The sequence below is a fragment of the Pseudomonas sp. F8002 genome (assembly GCF_013385495.1).
Lineage (GTDB): Bacteria > Pseudomonadota > Gammaproteobacteria > Pseudomonadales > Pseudomonadaceae > Aquipseudomonas.
Genome location: NZ_JACAPW010000003.1, coordinates 129,456 through 145,078 on the forward strand (window position 1 = coordinate 129,456; position 15,623 = coordinate 145,078).

A 15,623-nucleotide genomic window follows, 5' to 3' on the forward strand; every position below is an offset into this window, starting at 1 on the left:
ACATTTGGACCGTGCCCGCTTTTGATTTGGCTGTTGCTTTTGCTCTTCAACACTCAAGACCCCATACAAGCCCTCACCCAAATAACGGATATACACCCTTAAACCAAAACCTGGCCCAACTCTTGCTCTACCTCCTGTTACCGCACCCTCGACCCCTGTGCGGCGGAGACTCTTGACTATGGCAATCACCCCGAATTCGCTCCTTCAGGCAGCCCCTGCGGCCAAGCCTCAAGCGCCCGCTGCCAATCCACCGGCAGTGGCTGCGAACCCGCGGGACAAGGCCCCGGGCTTCGCTCAGGTGTTCGCCAACCAGGCCCCTGCGCCTGCGGCAAAACCTGTCGACACCCCCATCAAATCCACCCGCGACAAGCCTGCGGACAACAGCCCCAAGCCCGCCGCCAACAACGACAAGCCTGCCGCCGGTACCCCATCGGTTGCCGATAACGGCAAGACTTTGCCTGCCAACCCGCCGGCCAAGGCGGACACCCCGGACACCACCGCCAAGTCAGACGACGATGCCCCGGCAGACGATCCGTCCCTGGCCCAGCAACCTCCGGTCGACCCCGCCGTAGACCCGGCGCTGATAGCCGCGGTAGTCCCTGTCCCCGTCCCCGCTACGCCGGCGCCCGTCGAGACCCCGACGCCGACCACCGCGAAGGATGACAAAAACCAGCCAGTCGTGGCGCCACCGATGGCCGCGACCGACGACGCCAAGCCCGCCTTCGACCCCGAGGCCGATCCGCTGGATGCAATGCCCGCCGTGCGCCTGGCCATGGAACAGGGCGGACACGTGTCCGCCAGCAGCCAGGCCCCGGCAAAAACCGCCCCGGCCCCGACCCAGGATCAGCCGACCGCCGCGCAAAACTTCGTCACAGGCCTGGCCAATATGGTCGACCAGCAAGCGTCCAAGGACAGCACCGACCAGGGCGGCGACAAAGCCTTTGCCGGTCTGATCGACGGCGGCCTCAAGGATTTGAAGGACGCCAGCAGCGACACCCGTGTCGATGACTTCGCCAACCGCCTCGCCGCGCTGACCCAGGCTGCCACGCCGAAAACTGCGAATGCCCTGCCGCCGGTGGCCAACGCGCCATTGGCCATGCACCAGAGTGGCTGGACCGATGAGGTGGTGAATCGGGTCATGTACCTGTCCAGCGCCAACCTCAAGTCGGCAGAGATCCAGTTGCAGCCCGCTGAACTGGGTCGCCTGGACATCAGCGTGAAGATGTCCGCCGACCAGCAGGCGCAAGTCACCTTCATGAGCGGCCATGCGGTGGTGCGTGAAGCCCTGGAAAGCCAGTCGGGCCGCCTGCGGGAGATGTTTGCCCAGCAGGGCATGGGCCAGGTCGACGTCAACGTGTCGGACCAGTCCCGTGGCTGGCAGGGGCAGCAGGGCCAGGACCAGCAACAGCAGAACCAGGCTCGCGGCGTCAGCGGCAGTGGCGGGCGGGGTGATGGGGTTGATGGCGGCGGTATCGGTGAGGTGGCTGAAGTGGCCGCGCCGGTGGTGCAGTCGGTGATTGGCTCCAGTGCCGTGGACTACTACGCCTGATCCGAGGCCTGGCGATGATCAAATGTGGGAGCGGGCTTGCTCGCGAATACGGAGTGTCAGTCACAGTTACAGGTGCTGATCCACCGCTTTCGCGAGCAAGCCCGCTCCCACATTGGTTTTGCAGTGTCGGCGAAACCGTAACCGAACTGACAACTCTGGCATAACACTTGCTCTTGCCTTTCCCCAGAACTATGAATCCCAGAATAGTGACGGATTATTGGCATGGCGAAGAGCGACGACGCAGCAAAAGCACCCGCAGGCAAGGGCAAGCTCAAGCTTATCCTGCTGATTGTCCTGGCCTTGTTGCTGGCGATCGGCTTGTCCGTGGGGGCTACCTGGTACTTTATGCACAGTGCCCAGAGCAAACCGGCCGCCACGGCCGAGGTCAACCCCAACGTCAAGCAACCGGCAATCTTCGAGCCGATGCTGCCGGCGTTTGTCGCCAACTTCAATCAGAACGGCCGTCAACGCTACCTGCAGGTGAGCATTACCCTGCTGGCGCGTAACCAGGCAGACCTGGATGCCCTCAAGGTGCATATGCCAGTGATCCGCAACAACCTGGTGATGCTGTTTTCCGCCCAACCCTTCGACACCCTCGCCACCCCGGTGGGCCAGGAAATGCTGCGCCAGAAGGTCACTGCCAGCGTGCAGGAAGTGGCCCAGAAGGAAGTCGGCAAACCGGTGATCGAGCAGGTGCTCTTCACTAATTTCGTATTGCAGTAGGATCACGACATGGCCGTGCAGGACCTGCTGTCCCAGGATGAAATCGATGCGCTGCTCCATGGCGTCGACGATGGTCTGGTACAGACCGAAATGGCTGCCGAGCCCGGCAGCGTCAAAAGCTACGACCTGACCAGCCAGGATCGCATCGTCCGTGGACGCATGCCGACCCTGGAAATGATCAACGAGCGTTTTGCCCGTTACACCCGTATCAGCATGTTCAACATGCTGCGCCGCTCGGCGGACGTGGCGGTGGGCGGCGTGCAGGTGATGAAGTTCGGTGAGTACGTGCACTCGCTGTACGTGCCCACCAGCCTCAACCTGGTGAAGATCAAGCCGCTGCGCGGCACCGCGCTGTTCATCCTCGACGCCAAGCTGGTGTTCAAGCTGGTGGACAACTTCTTCGGCGGCGACGGCCGTCACGCCAAGATCGAAGGCCGTGAATTCACCCCGACCGAGTTGCGGGTGGTGCGCATGGTGCTGGAGCAGGCCTTCATCGACTTGAAGGAAGCCTGGCAGGCGATCATGGAAGTCAATTTCGAGTACATCAACTCGGAAGTGAACCCGGCCATGGCCAACATCGTCGGCCCCAGCGAAGCCATTGTGGTCTCCACCTTCCACATCGAACTCGATGGCGGTGGCGGCGACCTGCACGTGACCATGCCGTACTCGATGATCGAGCCGGTGCGCGAGATGCTCGATGCCGGTTTCCAGTCCGACCTCGACGACCAGGACGAACGCTGGGTGAAAGCCCTGCGCGAAGACCTGCTGGACGTCGACGTACCCCTGAGCGCCACCGTGGCCCGTCGCCAGCTGCGTTTGCGGGATATTTTGCACATGCAGCCGGGGGATGTGATTCCCGTCGACCTGCCGGAAGAACTGATCATGCGCGCCAACGGCGTGCCGTCGTTCAAGGTCAAGCTCGGTTCTCACAAAGGCAACCTGGCGTTGCAAGTGATCGAACCGATCAACCGTCGCTGATCCACCTTAATTTCTGCTCCGCCGAGGACATGTAATGGCTACCGAACACGAAAACACTTCCGCCGAAGACCAGGCCCTGGCTGACGAGTGGGCGGCTGCCCTGGAAGAGACCGGCGATGTCGGCCAGGACGATATCGATGCACTGCTGGCGGCCGATGCAGCCACTGCACCGGTCGGCAACCGCCTTCCCATGGAAGAGTTCGGCAGCGTGCCGAAGAACAATGACCCGGTGACCCTCGACGGTCCGAACCTGGACGTGATCCTCGACATTCCCGTGTCGATCTCCATGGAAGTCGGCAGCACCGAAATCAACATCCGCAACCTGCTGCAGCTCAACCAGGGGTCGGTGATCGAGCTGGACCGCCTGGCCGGCGAGCCGCTGGACGTGCTGGTCAACGGCACGCTGATCGCCCATGGCGAAGTGGTGGTGGTCAACGAGAAGTTCGGCATCCGCCTGACCGACGTGATCAGCCCGAGCGAACGCATCAAGAAGTTGCGTTGATATGAAGCGCTCATTGGTAGGACTGTTATCGACGCTGCCCTTGAGCGTAATGGCAGCAGAACCGGTTGCCCAGGCGGCTGCGCCGGCGCTTGGCAGCGGTGTGGGCGGGCAACTCACCCAGTTGGTGCTGGGGTTGTTGCTGGTGGTGGGGCTGATCTTCGTGCTCGCCTGGGTGTTGCGCCGCGTGCAGCGCATCGGCCCGGGCAATGCCCAGGTCATCGAGCTGGTGGGTTCACGCGCCCTTGGCCCGCGGGACAGGCTGGTGCTGGTGCAGGTCGGCGACGAGCAGATCCTGCTGGGCATCACCCCCGGTCGCATCACCCCGTTGCACGTGCTCAAGTCGCCTGTGGAAGTGGCCCAGACCCAAGCGGCCACGCCGGAATTCGCCCAGCGCCTCATGGAGTTGCTGGGCAAGGATCAGAAGGATAAGAAGTAATGCGCGTTTTATTGACGCTCATGCTGTTGCTGGCAGCGCCGCTGGCGTACGCAGCAGACCCGTTGTCGATCCCGGCGATCACCCTGGGCACCAATGCGGCGGGCGCGCAGGAGTATTCGGTCAGCCTGCAGATCCTGCTGATCATGACCGCGCTGAGCTTCATCCCCGCGTTCGTGATGCTGATGACCAGCTTCACCCGCATCATCATCGTGTTCTCGATCCTGCGTCAGGCCCTCGGCCTGCAACAGACGCCGTCGAACCAGATCCTCACCGGCATGGCGCTGTTCCTGACGCTGTTCATCATGGCGCCGGTGTTCGACAAGGTGAACCAGCAAGCCCTGCAACCGTACCTGGCGGAGAAAATGACCGCCCAGGATGCGATCGACAAGGCCCAGGGCCCGATCAAGGATTTCATGCTGTCGCAGACCCGTTCCAGCGATCTTGAGTTGTTTGTGCGGTTGTCCAAGCGTACCGATATCGCCAGCCCCGACATGGCACCGCTGACCATCCTGGTGCCGGCGTTCGTGACCTCGGAGTTGAAGACCGCGTTCCAGATCGGCTTCATGATCTTCATTCCGTTCCTGATCATCGACCTCGTCGTGGCGAGTGTGCTGATGGCCATGGGTATGATGATGCTGTCGCCGCTGATCATTTCGTTGCCGTTCAAGATCATGCTGTTTGTGTTGGTGGACGGGTGGGCGCTGATTATCGGCACCCTGGCCGGCAGTTTCGGTGGGGTGTAGGCCATGACGCCAGAAGTAGCAGTCGACCTGTTTCGCGAAGCCCTGTGGCTGACCACCATGATGGTCGCCGTGCTGGTGGTGCCGAGCCTGTTGGTGGGCCTGTTGGTGGCGATGTTCCAGGCCGCGACCCAGATCAACGAACAGACCCTGAGCTTTTTGCCGCGCCTGCTGGTGATGCTGATCACCCTGATCGTCGCCGGCCCGTGGCTGGTGCAAACCTTCATGGAATACATCCTGCAGCTGTACGGCAGTATTCCGCAGTTGATCGGCTGACCCCGTGAATTCGATGCTGGCCTTGACCGACACCCAGATCAGCACCTGGGTGGCCTCGTTCATCCTGCCGTTGTTCCGGGTCACGGCCGTGCTGATGACCATGCCGGTGTTCGGCACCACCCTGGTACCACGGCGCATCCGCCTGTATTTCGCGGTGGCGATCACCGTGGTCATCGTGCCGGGCTTGCCGCCGATGCCACCGGTGAATGCCCTGGACCTCAGTGCAATGATGCTGATCGCCGAGCAAATCATCATCGGCGCCTTGCTGGGCTTCTCCCTGACGCTGTTCTTCCAGGCCTTTGTGATCGCCGGGCAGATCATCTCGATCCAGATGGGCATGGGCTTCGCGTCCATGGTCGACCCTACCAACGGCGTGTCGGTGGCGGTGATCGGGCAATTCCTGACGATGCTGGTGACCTTGCTGTTCCTGGCCATGAACGGCCACCTGGTGGTGTTCGAGGTGATGACCGAAAGCTTCACCACCTTGCCGGTGGGCAGCGGGTTGGTGGTCAATCATTTCTGGGAGCTGGTGGGGCGCTTGAGCTGGGTGCTCGGTGCATCCCTGCTGCTGGTATTGCCGGCGATCACTGCGCTGCTGGTGGTCAACATCGCCTTTGGCGTGATGACCCGGGCGGCGCCGCAGTTGAACATCTTCTCCATCGGTTTCCCGTTGACCCTGGTGCTGGGCATGGGGATTTTCTGGGTCGGCATGGCTGACATTCTCAATCAGTATCAACCGCTGGCGACCGACGCCTTGCAGTTTTTACGTGACTTGGCGCGGGCGCGGTAAGCCATGGCCGAGAGCGAGAGTGGCCAGGACAAGACAGAAGACCCCACGGAGAAACGTAAAAAGGACTCCCGGGAAAAGGGCGAGATTGCCCGCTCCAAAGAGCTCAACACCCTGGCGATCATGCTCGCCGGTTCCGGCGGCCTACTGATCTATGGCGGTGGCCTGGCCCTGGACCTGATGGAGTTGATGCGCCTGAATTTCTCCCTGCCCCGCGACGTGCTGCTGAGCCCGGGCGCCATGGGCTTGTACCTGCTGCACTCGGGCAAGATCGCGATCCTCGCGGTGCAGCCGATCCTCATCACCTTGTTGCTGGCGGCCCTGATCGGCCCGATTTCCCTCGGCGGCTGGCTGTTTGCCGCCGGCAGCCTGGCGCCCAAATTCAGCCGGATGAACCCGGCGGCCGGGCTCAAGCGGATGTTTTCCACCAAGGCCCTGGTGGAACTGCTCAAGGCCTTGGCCAAGTTCATCCTGATCCTGTTTGTGGCGTTGACGGTGCTGTCGTCCGACATCGACGACCTGCTGCGCATCGCCCATGAGCCGATCGAGCTGGCGATCATCCACAGTGTGCAAGTGGTGGGCTGGAGCTCGCTGTGGATGGCTTGCGGGCTGATCATCATTGCTGCGGTGGATGCGCCGATCCAGCTGTGGGAAAGCCACAAGAAACTGCTGATGACCAAGCAGGAAGTGCGCGACGAGCACAAGGACCAGGAAGGCCGGCCCGAGGTCAAACAGCGGATTCGCCAGCTGCAGCGCGAGATGTCCCAGCGCAAGATGATGGCCTCGGTGCCCGATGCCGATGTGGTCATCACCAACCCGACCCACTACGCCGTGGCGCTCAAGTACGACCCGGAGAAGGGTGGGGCGCCGATGTTGCTGGCCAAGGGCAGTGATTTCACGGCGTTGAAAATCCGCGAGATTGCGGTCGCCAATGACATCCTGCTGCTGGAATCGCCGGAGTTGGCGCGGTCGATCTTCTACTCCACCGACCTGGACCAGGAAATTCCGGCCGGGTTGTATCTGGCGGTGGCTCAGGTGTTGGCGTACGTGTATCAGATCCGCCAGTACCGGGCGGGCAAGGGCAAGCGGCCGGATCCGCTCAAAGACCTGCCGATTCCGCCGGATTTGCGTCGGGATTCCTGATTTTGTAGCGTCCCTCCTGGCCTCTTCGCGAGCAAGCCCGCTCCCACATTTGACCGTGTATATCCCGTATAAACGCGGTCAAATGTGGGAGCGGGCTTGCTCGCGAAGGCGTCCGCCCAGGCAACAAAAAATCTCGCAATTGCCTATGGCAACGTTTAAGTCGCCGGCAAGGGCGCTATGTCATCCAGCACTCGATCAGCCAACAACCGCCCCACCTCGATTAACTGTGCAATCCCCAGCGCGCCTTCCCGCCGCGATCCTTCCAGTTCAAAGGCAAAGTCGCAGGTCAGCGCATGGGCTGAAGCCAGTGTTTCGGTGAGGTTGACCAGCAGGTCTTCGGTGCTGAGGCCGTCGATTACGCTGAATAGCACGACGGGGGCGTTGTGGGAGCGACTCATTCGCTGGCAAGATCGTGAGCGATTAGGGATTGGTTTTGAAAAGATCGAGTCTCCATTTTTTGCAGTGGGTCACGTCCGTTGGTCTTTGGAGAGAGACCTGCACATGACGGGGCTGGATGAATTGAAAACCGCCTTTGGTTGCTACGGCGTTTATCGTAATAGGTTATCTGAGTTTAAATTGCGCCAGATGCTAGAGGCGGTAGAGGATGGGAACTGGTTCCTGGTGCTGGATGAGCCGTTCAGTCCATTGAGCCAAGACACAAGCGGCCGGTGGTGGAGGGGGCTGGAAAGTGGCTACCACCCGGCACGTGCGCAAGAGAGGTCAGAGTCGCCACCTGCTGAGCCAATCGGGGCCCTGCCAAGGCCTATTCCTATTGAAAAGCAATTGGCCTGTACTTTTACCAAACCCTGTACGTTGCCTGATGGTGCAATTGACTACACGAATCTCAGTGGGGCGATTCCCACCTTGGCCGTCGGCGACTACGGCACCTTCGCCCTGCTGGGTGGGCGTGAGGCGGACGCTGCGGGCACCATCGTTCTCAAGAAAATCAGGGGCAACCAGTTGCCGGCAGCGCTCGGAACGCTGCGATTGGGTGGGGCGGCGACGACTACAGGAGCCTCCTGTGGAGGTCTTTGTACTGCGGCAGCCGGTGCTGTAACGACGGGTGTTGCCAGCAGCGCATTGGCCGGTCTGGTTGCGTTGCTTTGGCCTTCGAGCCTTGGCGACAGTAGCTTGTACACTGACGAACAGCTCCATTCGATGAAAAATGGCCGTACGCGGCTTCGGTTGTATGTAGAGCAACAAGCTGATGGGGCCTTGAAGGGGTATGGATACAACACCCAGAAACGCCCTGACTGGGAAATGATACCGGTTGTGCAGTTTCAGGCGCGGGGCGCCCAACAAGTGGCCGACTTTGGTGATGGGGTGACCCTGATCTGGACGCCGGCGGTTGATCCGTCCAGCACCTTGGGTATTCCGCCATTGGAGGGCGCACCGCAGGCTCCGAACATCTGGATTTACCCGCCGACCGAGCAAGCGGATAACATCATCGTCAACCCGATTTACCCGCCTGAATACAAGGATTTTATTCTCGTGTTTCCGGCGGATTCGGGTGTGAAGCCGCTGTATATCGTGATGAATGTGCGCCTTCAGCCAGGGGTTGTGACGGGGCGGGGGCAGGATGTAGCAGGTCCCTGGTTAGCGGGTGCTGGTGCGGGGCTCGGAGCGCCCATTCCGACACGAATCGCTGATCAATTGCGGGGAAAGAACTTCAGCAGTTTTGATTCGTTTCGGAAGGCGTTCTGGATGGCTATAAGCAATGATCCTGAGTTGTTGGGTCAGCTAAGTCAGAGTGCTCGGGATCGTTTATCGACCGGAAACGCTCCTGTTGTTCGGGACAAGGATTCTGTGGGCCAAAGAAGCACTTACGAAATACATCATATCGAGCGCATTGCTGATGGCGGTGCCGTTTATGACGTGGACAATCTAAGGGTAAACACCCCGAAAAATCATATTGATCTTCACAGGAGGTCGTAAGTAGATATGGCAAATATTACTGATTACACAGAAGAAGAATTTGTAAGCCTTATCAATCAAATACTAATCGCCAACAAGGGTGGGACTGATGCCGACCTGGGTGGATTGATTGAGCAATTTCGGCAGATCTCTGGGCACCCGGATGGTTCTGACTTAATTTTCTACCCTGAACCAAGTGACGATAGCTCTGCCGAAGGAGTTGCTCTGACAGTGAAGGCGTGGCGTGCTGCTCAGGGTTTGCCGGGCTTCAAAGATGCTTGATACCCCCACACTGTAGGAGCGAGCTTGCTCGCGAAGTTCGTTAACGATAACGCGTGCTTGCTGGGTAAACGCGGCGCCCTTGAGTTTTTCGCGAGCAATCATCCACTGCGTGCAAGTGGTGGTCTGGAGTTCGCGCGCGACGTGTATCAGATCCGCCTATACCGCGCGGGCAAGGGCAAGCGGCCGGATCCGCTCAAAGACCTGCCGATTCCGCCGGATTTGCGTCGGGATTCCTGAGTTTTGTAGTGCCTCTGCTGGCCTCTTCGCGAGCAAGCCCGCTCCCACATTCGACCGCGTTTCTACAGGCTGTACACGGTCAAATGTGGGAGCGGGCTTGCTCGCGAAGGCGTCCTGACAGCCACCTTATCCCTCCAGCCAAACCCCTCTACCTGTCAACTTTGACAGTAGCCATGCCCCTGCCTTTAGCGGTTTGATTGAGGTGATGAGGCTGGCTGCGCTATGCAGTCTGCGCACGAGATGTCGGGAGAACGGCAATGGCAAGGGTTACAGGCACGGTCAAATGGTTCAACACAGAAAAGGGCTTTGGCTTTATCAAGCAAGAAGGCGGCGAAGATCTTTTTGTCCACTTCTCGGCCATTCAGAGCGACGGTTTCAAGACGCTTGAAGAAGGCCAGGCCGTTGAGTTCGAGGTGGTGCAAGGTCCAAAAGGACTGCAAGCGGAAAAGGTTCGTCTGGTCTAGGCAGGGACTGATCGTTTCCGCGCAGGGAGCGATCAGCCTTTGACGGCAATGCAACCCTAAATACCTGTCGGACGTTTCGCCATCTCCCGCGAACGAGCTTGTGTGGCGAGGGAGCTTGCTCCCGCTGGGGTGCGAAGCGCCCCCAATAAAGCTAGCGCGGTGATTCAGGTAAACGCGCAAGCCGTTCCGGGGCTGCTGCGCAGCCCAACGGGAGCAAGCTCCCTCGCCACAGGTGATGTGTGTACGGCGGTAGCCCTTCGCTGTTCGTGAGACCGATCTGCTTCCTCAAGCAAAAGTTGGAAGGCTTCTTGCAATACCGCCTCCAGGACGCTTCCCGGCGTCAAAAGTTTGCTTCAAGGAAACGAGGAATACCGGTGGATCGCTCTCAAATGCTCAGCACGGCCCGTGGCACCCTGACTGACCTCTCGCGAGGCAATCTGGGTGTGCCGTTGTTGTTGCTGGTGATGCTGGCAATGATGATGTTGCCGATGCCGCCGTTCCTGCTGGATGTGTTCTTCACCTTCAACATTGCGCTGTCGGTCGTCGTGTTGCTGGTGTGCGTATACGCCCTGCGGCCGCTGGATTTCGCGGTATTCCCGACCATCCTGCTGATCGCCACCCTGCTGCGGCTGGCGCTTAACGTGGCTTCCACCCGGGTGGTGATGCTCCACGGCCAGGACGGCCACGCCGCCGCGGGCAAGGTGATCCAGGCCTTCGGCGAGGTGGTGATCGGCGGTAACTACGTGGTCGGTATCGTGGTTTTTGCGATCTTGATGATCATCAACTTCGTGGTCGTGACCAAGGGCGCCGGGCGGATTTCCGAGGTGAGCGCGCGTTTTACCCTCGACGCGATGCCCGGCAAGCAGATGGCGATCGACGCCGACCTCAACGCCGGCCTGATCGACCAGAACCAGGCCAAGGCCCGTCGCCTTGAAGTCGCCCAGGAAGCCGAGTTCTACGGTTCCATGGACGGTGCCAGCAAATTCGTGCGCGGCGACGCCATCGCCGGCCTGTTGATTCTGTTTATCAACCTGATCGGCGGCATGGCGGTCGGCATCTTCCAGCACGGCATGACCTTCGGCGACGCCGGCAAGGTTTACGCCCTGCTGACCATCGGTGACGGTTTAGTGGCGCAATTGCCATCACTGTTGTTATCTACAGCTGCGGCGATCATGGTGACCCGTGCTTCGGGCTCCGAAGACATGGGCAAGCAGATCAGCCGGCAGATGTTTGCCTCGCCCAAGGCGCTGGCGGTGGCGGCAGGCATCATGGCGATCATGGGCATCGTGCCGGGCATGCCCCATGTCTCGTTCCTGAGCATGGCCGCCATGGCCGCCGGCGGTGCCTACCTGTTCTGGAAAAAACAAAACAACATCAAGGTGATTGCCCAGCAGGAAGTGGCGCGCCAGCAGGAACTGCTGCCATCGCCGGCCCGCGCCCTGGAAACCAAGGAGCTGGGCTGGGACGACGTGACCCCGATCGACATGATCGGCCTGGAAGTCGGCTACCGCCTGATTCCCCTGGTGGATCGCAACCAGGGCGGGCAATTGCTGGCGCGGATCAAGGGTGTGCGCAAGAAGTTGTCCCAGGACCTGGGCTTCCTGATGCCCACCGTGCACATTCGCGACAACCTCGACCTGGCCCCGAGCGCCTACCGCCTGACCCTGATGGGGGTGATTCTGGCCGAGGCCGAGATCTACCCGGACCGCGAACTGGCGATCAACCCGGGCCAGGTGTTTGGCAGCCTCAACGGGATTACCGCCAAAGATCCGGCTTTTGGCCTGGAAGCGGTATGGATCGAAATCAGCCAGCGCAGCCAGGCGCAGTCGCTGGGCTACACCGTGGTCGACGCCAGCACTGTGGTCGCCACCCACCTCAACCAGATTCTGTACAAGCACTCCCACGAGCTGATTGGCCACGAAGAAGTCCAGCAACTCTTGCAATTGCTGGCCAAGGCCTCGCCAAAACTCGCCGAAGAGCTGGTACCGGGTGTGCTGTCCACCTCGCAACTGCTCAAGGTGCTGCAAGCGCTGTTGGCCGAGCAGGTGCCGGTGCGGGACATTCGCAGCATTGCCGAAGCTATCGCCAACAATGCCGCCAAGAGTCAAGATACTGCCGCCCTGGTGGCCGCAGTGCGCGTCGGATTGTCGCGTGCAATCGTCCAAAGCATTGTAGGGCTTGACTCCGAGCTGCCTGTTATCACCTTGGAACCAAGGTTGGAACAAATATTGCTCAATAGTATTCAGAAGGCTGGGCAGGGCGCTGATGAGGGCGTGTTGCTGGAGCCAAGCATGGCAGAGAAGCTGCAGCGTTCGTTGATCGAGGCCGCGCAGCGCCAGGAAATGGAAGGCCATCCGGTGATCCTGCTGGTGGCTGGCCCCGTCCGGGCGATGTTGTCGCGGTTTGGACGCCTGGCTATACCGAATTTGCACGTATTGGCTTACCAGGAAATTCCTGACAATAAGCAAGTGACTATCGTCGCGACAGTAGGGCCCAACGGCTGAGGTAGTGGGATATGCAAGTGAAGCGTTTTTTCGCCGCCGATATGCGTCAGGCCATGAAACTGGTACGTGATGAGTTGGGCGCCGACGCTGCGATTATCGGTAACCGTCGTATTGCAGGCGGTGTGGAGCTGACGGCTGCCCTGGATTACAAACCCTCGGCCCTGGCGCCGCGCGTGCCGAACATGGAACTGGAAGACGAGCTGCGCAAGACCGCTTCGCGCATTGTCTCGGCCCAGGCTGAACTGAGCATGCGTGGCGACAGCGACGCCTCGACCAATCGCCAGCTGTTTGCCGGGCTGCCGTTGACCGCGTCCGAGCCGCTGGTAGAGCCGACTTTTGTTGAACCACCGCGTCCTGCTGCGCCAGCCCCGGCGCCGGCGGTAGACCAGCGGGTGTTCGACTCGATGCGTTTCGAACTCAACGGCCTGCGTGAACTGCTGGAAGTGCAGTTGGGTTCGCTGGCCTGGAACCAGTTGCAGGGCAGCCAGCCACAACAGGCCAACCTGTGGCGTCGCCTGCAACGCATTGGCCTGTCCGGCCCGTTGTCCCGCGACCTGCTGCAACTGACCACGCAAATTGAAGAGCCTCGCCAGGCCTGGCGCATGCTCCTGGCCCACCTGGCGCGGATGATCGTCACCCCGGAAATCGAACCCCTGGAAGAAGGCGGTGTGATTGCCATGGTCGGCCCGGCCGGCATGGGCAAGACCACCACCCTGGCCAAGCTGGCCGCACGTTACGTGCTCAAGTACGGCGCCCAGAACATCGCGCTGGTGAGCATGGACAGCTACCGCATCGGCGCCCAGGAACAACTCAAGACCCTGGGCCGCATCCTCAATGTGCCGGTGACCCACGTCGACCCGGGCCAGTCCCTGGCCAACGCCCTCGACCCATTGCTGCGCAAGCGCGTGGTGCTGATCGACACCGCCGGCCTGCAAGCCAGCGACCCGGCCCTGCGCATGCAGCTGGAAAGCCTGGCCGGGCGCGGGATCAAATCCAGAAACTATTTGGTGCTTGCCACTACCAGCCAGAAGCAGGTATTGACCGCCGCCTACCACAGCTACAAGCGCTGCGGGCTGGCGGGTTGCATCCTGACTAAACTGGATGAGACGGCAAGCCTGGGCGAAGTATTGAGCCTGGCAATCAGTCATGAATTACCGGTCGCCTACCTGACCGACGGGCCGCGGATCCCGGATGATCTGCATCTGCCGCGCCGTCATCAGTTGGTCAGCCGGGCTGTCAGCGTGCAAATGCAGGAAGAACCCAGTGAGGAAGCGATGGCTGACATGTTTGCTGACCTCTACCACAGCCCGAACAAGCGAGTTGGCTGAGGCATCATGGCTTTCTATTTAAAAATGACAGTGAAAAGTATCTACATCGATGGCCTGCCAGCAGTTCGCGCGGCCAACTTATGTAGCCTGCGTCTAAGCAAGACAAGGTAAAGAAATAAAATGGGCAGCATGCATCCCGTACAGGTGATCGCGGTGACCGGCGGCAAAGGTGGCGTCGGAAAAACTAACGTGTCAGTGAATTTGTCCCTGGCCCTGGCAGAGCTTGGCCGTCGCGTCATGCTGCTGGATGCTGACCTGGGGCTGGCGAACGTCGACGTTCTGCTGGGACTGACGCCCAAACATACCCTGGCCGATGTCATCGAAGGCCGCTGTGAGCTGCGCGACGTACTGTTGCAAGGCCCCGGCGGGATTCGCATCGTGCCGGCGGCTTCCGGCACCCAGAGCATGGTGCACCTGAGTCCGGCGCAACATGCCGGCCTCATTCAGGCGTTCAGCGACATTGGCGACAACCTCGACGTACTGGTGATCGACACCGCCGCCGGGATCGGCGAGTCGGTGGTCAGTTTCGTGCGCGCAGCCCAGGAAGTGTTGCTGGTGGTGTGCGACGAACCCACCTCGATCACCGACGCCTACGCCCTGATCAAACTGCTCAACCGCGACTACGGCATGAACCGCTTCCGCGTGCTGGCCAACATGGCCCAAAGCCCGCAGGAAGGGCGGAATCTGTTCGCCAAGTTGACCAAGGTCACGGATCGCTTCCTCGATGTCGCCTTACAATACGTTGGCGCAGTTCCTTACGACGAGTGTGTGCGCAAGGCCGTGCAAAAGCAGCGTGCGGTCTATGAAGCGTTCCCTCGTTCGAAGTGCGCATTGGCGTTCAAGGCTATTGCCCAGAAGGTCGATACCTGGCCGTTGCCCGCCAATCCCCGGGGGCATCTGGAGTTTTTCGTCGAGCGATTGGTGCATCAGACGAGCGCAGGACCGGTGCTATGACAGCCAGCGGTTACAACCTTTACAAGAAGTCGGCACGTGACAGTCAAGTCGAATTGATCGAGCGCTATGCGCCCCTGGTCAAGCGCATTGCCTATCACCTGCTGGCGCGCTTGCCTGCCAGCGTGCAGGTCGAGGACTTGATCCAGGCCGGGATGATCGGCCTGCTTGAAGTGTCGACCAAGTACGACGCGAGCAAGGGCGCGAGTTTCGAGACATACGCGGGTATCCGTATCCGTGGGGCCATGCTCGATGAAGTGCGTAAAGGTGATTGGGCGCCGCGATCAGTGCACCGCAATACACGGATGGTGAGTGACGCAATTCGCTCAATTGAAGCAAAAACCGGTCGCGACGCTAAAGATCATGAAGTTGCGGCCGAACTCCAATTGAGTCTCGACGATTACTACGGGATTTTGAACGATACCTTGGGCAGCCGGCTGTTCAGTTTCGACGACCTTTTACAGGACGGCGAACATGAAGGGCTGCACGAGGACGGCGCGAGTGCCCATCTCGAACCGTCACGGGACCTGGAAGATGAACGCTTCCAGAGCGCGCTGGCGGACGCGATAGCCAATTTGCCGGAGCGTGAGCGACTGGTGTTGGCGCTGTACTACGACGAAGAGCTGAACCTCAAGGAAATCGGTGAGGTCCTGGGGGTCAGCGAATCGCGGGTCAGCCAGTTACACAGCCAGTGCGCGGCCCGCTTGCGGGGGCGTTTGGGAGAGTGGCGAGCGCGCTGACAGGCAGTGTGGGGACACTGCGAACGATACCGTCCAGGCCCTGCGCCCGGACGGGCTTGGCCCGTGGTG

Annotated in this window: 17 protein-coding genes and 1 pseudogene; 17 read left to right on the forward strand and 1 reads right to left on the reverse strand. The window is 60.5% G+C overall.

The features are described 5' to 3' along the window. Positions 1–178: 178 nt before the first annotated feature. From HX811_RS05635 to flhB, 9 genes are all read left to right on the forward strand, one after another. Complete coding sequence (locus HX811_RS05635; RefSeq protein WP_177045157.1) at positions 179–1,549, forward strand: flagellar hook-length control protein FliK; 1,371 nt, start codon at positions 179–181, stop codon at positions 1,547–1,549. Between the two features lie 222 nt (positions 1,550–1,771). Beyond that, on the forward strand, positions 1,772–2,272 hold the full coding sequence (gene fliL / locus HX811_RS05640; protein ID WP_003214560.1) for a flagellar basal body-associated protein FliL: 501 nt from the start codon (positions 1,772–1,774) through the stop codon (positions 2,270–2,272). A gap of 9 nt (positions 2,273–2,281) precedes the next feature. Beyond that, positions 2,282–3,250, forward strand: coding sequence for a flagellar motor switch protein FliM (fliM, locus tag HX811_RS05645; protein ID WP_003214559.1), 969 nt, complete (start codon positions 2,282–2,284; stop codon positions 3,248–3,250). 34 nt (positions 3,251–3,284) lie between these two features. Further along, positions 3,285–3,752 carry a flagellar motor switch protein FliN gene (gene fliN / locus HX811_RS05650; RefSeq protein WP_003214557.1) on the forward strand — a complete coding sequence of 156 codons (468 nt, stop codon included), beginning with the start codon at positions 3,285–3,287 and terminating at the stop codon, positions 3,750–3,752. Between the two features lies 1 nt (position 3,753). After that, positions 3,754–4,188 carry a flagellar biosynthetic protein FliO gene (gene fliO / locus HX811_RS05655; RefSeq protein ID WP_023659254.1) on the forward strand — a complete coding sequence of 145 codons (435 nt, stop codon included), beginning with the start codon at positions 3,754–3,756 and terminating at the stop codon, positions 4,186–4,188. Beyond that, the gene (gene fliP, locus HX811_RS05660) at positions 4,188–4,931 is read left to right on the forward strand and encodes a flagellar type III secretion system pore protein FliP (protein ID WP_003214554.1); all 744 of its coding nucleotides are present in this window, start codon (positions 4,188–4,190) and stop codon (positions 4,929–4,931) included. Before fliO ends, fliP begins: the two co-directional genes overlap by 1 nt. A 3-nt stretch (positions 4,932–4,934) precedes the next feature. Next, positions 4,935–5,204: a flagellar biosynthesis protein FliQ gene (gene fliQ / locus HX811_RS05665; protein ID WP_003214552.1), complete on the forward strand. Its 270-nt coding sequence runs from the start codon at positions 4,935–4,937 to the stop codon at positions 5,202–5,204. A gap of 13 nt (positions 5,205–5,217) precedes the next feature. Next, positions 5,218–5,994 (forward strand): flagellar biosynthetic protein FliR, encoded by a 777-nt coding sequence (gene fliR / locus HX811_RS05670; protein ID WP_003214551.1) that lies wholly within the window; start codon positions 5,218–5,220, stop codon positions 5,992–5,994. Between the two features lie 3 nt (positions 5,995–5,997). Beyond that, on the forward strand, positions 5,998–7,134 hold the full coding sequence (gene flhB, locus HX811_RS05675; RefSeq protein WP_008430191.1) for a flagellar biosynthesis protein FlhB: 1,137 nt from the start codon (positions 5,998–6,000) through the stop codon (positions 7,132–7,134). Positions 7,135–7,289: 155 nt separating this feature from the next. Here flhB and HX811_RS31940 read toward each other — a convergent pair whose 3' ends face one another. Then, positions 7,290–7,532, reverse strand: coding sequence for a DUF6124 family protein (locus HX811_RS31940; RefSeq protein WP_256344387.1), 243 nt, complete (start codon positions 7,530–7,532; stop codon positions 7,290–7,292). Between the two features lie 103 nt (positions 7,533–7,635). On the opposite strand from HX811_RS31940, the gene HX811_RS05680 reads away from it, so the two are divergent. The 8 genes and pseudogenes from HX811_RS05680 (at position 7,636) to fliA (ending at position 15,554) form a co-directional block, all read left to right on the forward strand. Next, positions 7,636–9,069: an S-type pyocin domain-containing protein gene (locus HX811_RS05680; protein WP_256344388.1), complete on the forward strand. Its 1,434-nt coding sequence runs from the start codon at positions 7,636–7,638 to the stop codon at positions 9,067–9,069. A gap of 6 nt (positions 9,070–9,075) precedes the next feature. Continuing rightward, positions 9,076–9,330, forward strand: a complete 255-nt coding sequence (locus HX811_RS05685) for a bacteriocin immunity protein (RefSeq protein ID WP_177045161.1) — start codon at positions 9,076–9,078, stop codon at positions 9,328–9,330. Positions 9,331–9,471: 141 nt separating this feature from the next. After that, positions 9,472–9,567 (forward strand): annotated as a pseudogene (locus HX811_RS31945) (hypothetical protein); the annotation flags it as partial. Between the two features lie 257 nt (positions 9,568–9,824). Continuing rightward, complete coding sequence (locus HX811_RS05695; RefSeq protein ID WP_177027722.1) at positions 9,825–10,031, forward strand: cold-shock protein; 207 nt, start codon at positions 9,825–9,827, stop codon at positions 10,029–10,031. 389 nt (positions 10,032–10,420) lie between these two features. Then, complete coding sequence (gene flhA / locus HX811_RS05700; RefSeq protein WP_023659255.1) at positions 10,421–12,535, forward strand: flagellar biosynthesis protein FlhA; 2,115 nt, start codon at positions 10,421–10,423, stop codon at positions 12,533–12,535. A gap of 11 nt (positions 12,536–12,546) precedes the next feature. Beyond that, a complete protein-coding gene (gene flhF / locus HX811_RS05705) occupies positions 12,547–13,863 on the forward strand; it encodes a flagellar biosynthesis protein FlhF (protein WP_003214543.1) in 1,317 nt (438 codons plus the stop codon). A 120-nt stretch (positions 13,864–13,983) separates the two neighbouring features. After that, positions 13,984–14,817 carry a flagellar synthesis regulator FleN gene (gene fleN, locus HX811_RS05710; RefSeq protein WP_003192912.1) on the forward strand — a complete coding sequence of 278 codons (834 nt, stop codon included), beginning with the start codon at positions 13,984–13,986 and terminating at the stop codon, positions 14,815–14,817. Beyond that, positions 14,814–15,554 carry an RNA polymerase sigma factor FliA gene (fliA, locus tag HX811_RS05715; RefSeq protein WP_008434817.1) on the forward strand — a complete coding sequence of 247 codons (741 nt, stop codon included), beginning with the start codon at positions 14,814–14,816 and terminating at the stop codon, positions 15,552–15,554. Before fleN ends, fliA begins: the two co-directional genes overlap by 4 nt. The last annotated feature ends 69 nt before the right edge of the window (positions 15,555–15,623 follow it).

Excerpts from the sequence above, each read along its gene's own strand:
- HX811_RS05635 (WP_177045157.1), top strand. The coding sequence starts at position 179 with ATGGCAATCACCCCGAATTCGCTCCTTCAGGCAGCCCCTGCGGCCAAG.
- fliL (WP_003214560.1), top strand. The coding sequence starts at position 1,772 with ATGGCGAAGAGCGACGACGCAGCAAAAGCACCCGCAGGCAAGGGCAAG.
- fliM (WP_003214559.1), top strand. The coding sequence starts at position 2,282 with ATGGCCGTGCAGGACCTGCTGTCCCAGGATGAAATCGATGCGCTGCTC.
- fliN (WP_003214557.1), top strand. The coding sequence starts at position 3,285 with ATGGCTACCGAACACGAAAACACTTCCGCCGAAGACCAGGCCCTGGCT.
- fliO (WP_023659254.1), top strand. The coding sequence starts at position 3,754 with ATGAAGCGCTCATTGGTAGGACTGTTATCGACGCTGCCCTTGAGCGTA.
- fliP (WP_003214554.1), top strand. The coding sequence starts at position 4,188 with ATGCGCGTTTTATTGACGCTCATGCTGTTGCTGGCAGCGCCGCTGGCG.
- fliQ (WP_003214552.1), top strand. The coding sequence starts at position 4,935 with ATGACGCCAGAAGTAGCAGTCGACCTGTTTCGCGAAGCCCTGTGGCTG.
- fliR (WP_003214551.1), top strand. The coding sequence starts at position 5,218 with ATGCTGGCCTTGACCGACACCCAGATCAGCACCTGGGTGGCCTCGTTC.
- flhB (WP_008430191.1), top strand. The coding sequence starts at position 5,998 with ATGGCCGAGAGCGAGAGTGGCCAGGACAAGACAGAAGACCCCACGGAG.
- HX811_RS31940 (WP_256344387.1), bottom strand. The coding sequence starts at position 7,532 with ATGAGTCGCTCCCACAACGCCCCCGTCGTGCTATTCAGCGTAATCGAC.
- HX811_RS05680 (WP_256344388.1), top strand. The coding sequence starts at position 7,636 with ATGACGGGGCTGGATGAATTGAAAACCGCCTTTGGTTGCTACGGCGTT.
- HX811_RS05685 (WP_177045161.1), top strand. The coding sequence starts at position 9,076 with ATGGCAAATATTACTGATTACACAGAAGAAGAATTTGTAAGCCTTATC.
- HX811_RS05695 (WP_177027722.1), top strand. The coding sequence starts at position 9,825 with ATGGCAAGGGTTACAGGCACGGTCAAATGGTTCAACACAGAAAAGGGC.
- flhA (WP_023659255.1), top strand. The coding sequence starts at position 10,421 with ATGCTCAGCACGGCCCGTGGCACCCTGACTGACCTCTCGCGAGGCAAT.
- flhF (WP_003214543.1), top strand. The coding sequence starts at position 12,547 with ATGCAAGTGAAGCGTTTTTTCGCCGCCGATATGCGTCAGGCCATGAAA.
- fleN (WP_003192912.1), top strand. The coding sequence starts at position 13,984 with ATGGGCAGCATGCATCCCGTACAGGTGATCGCGGTGACCGGCGGCAAA.
- fliA (WP_008434817.1), top strand. The coding sequence starts at position 14,814 with ATGACAGCCAGCGGTTACAACCTTTACAAGAAGTCGGCACGTGACAGT.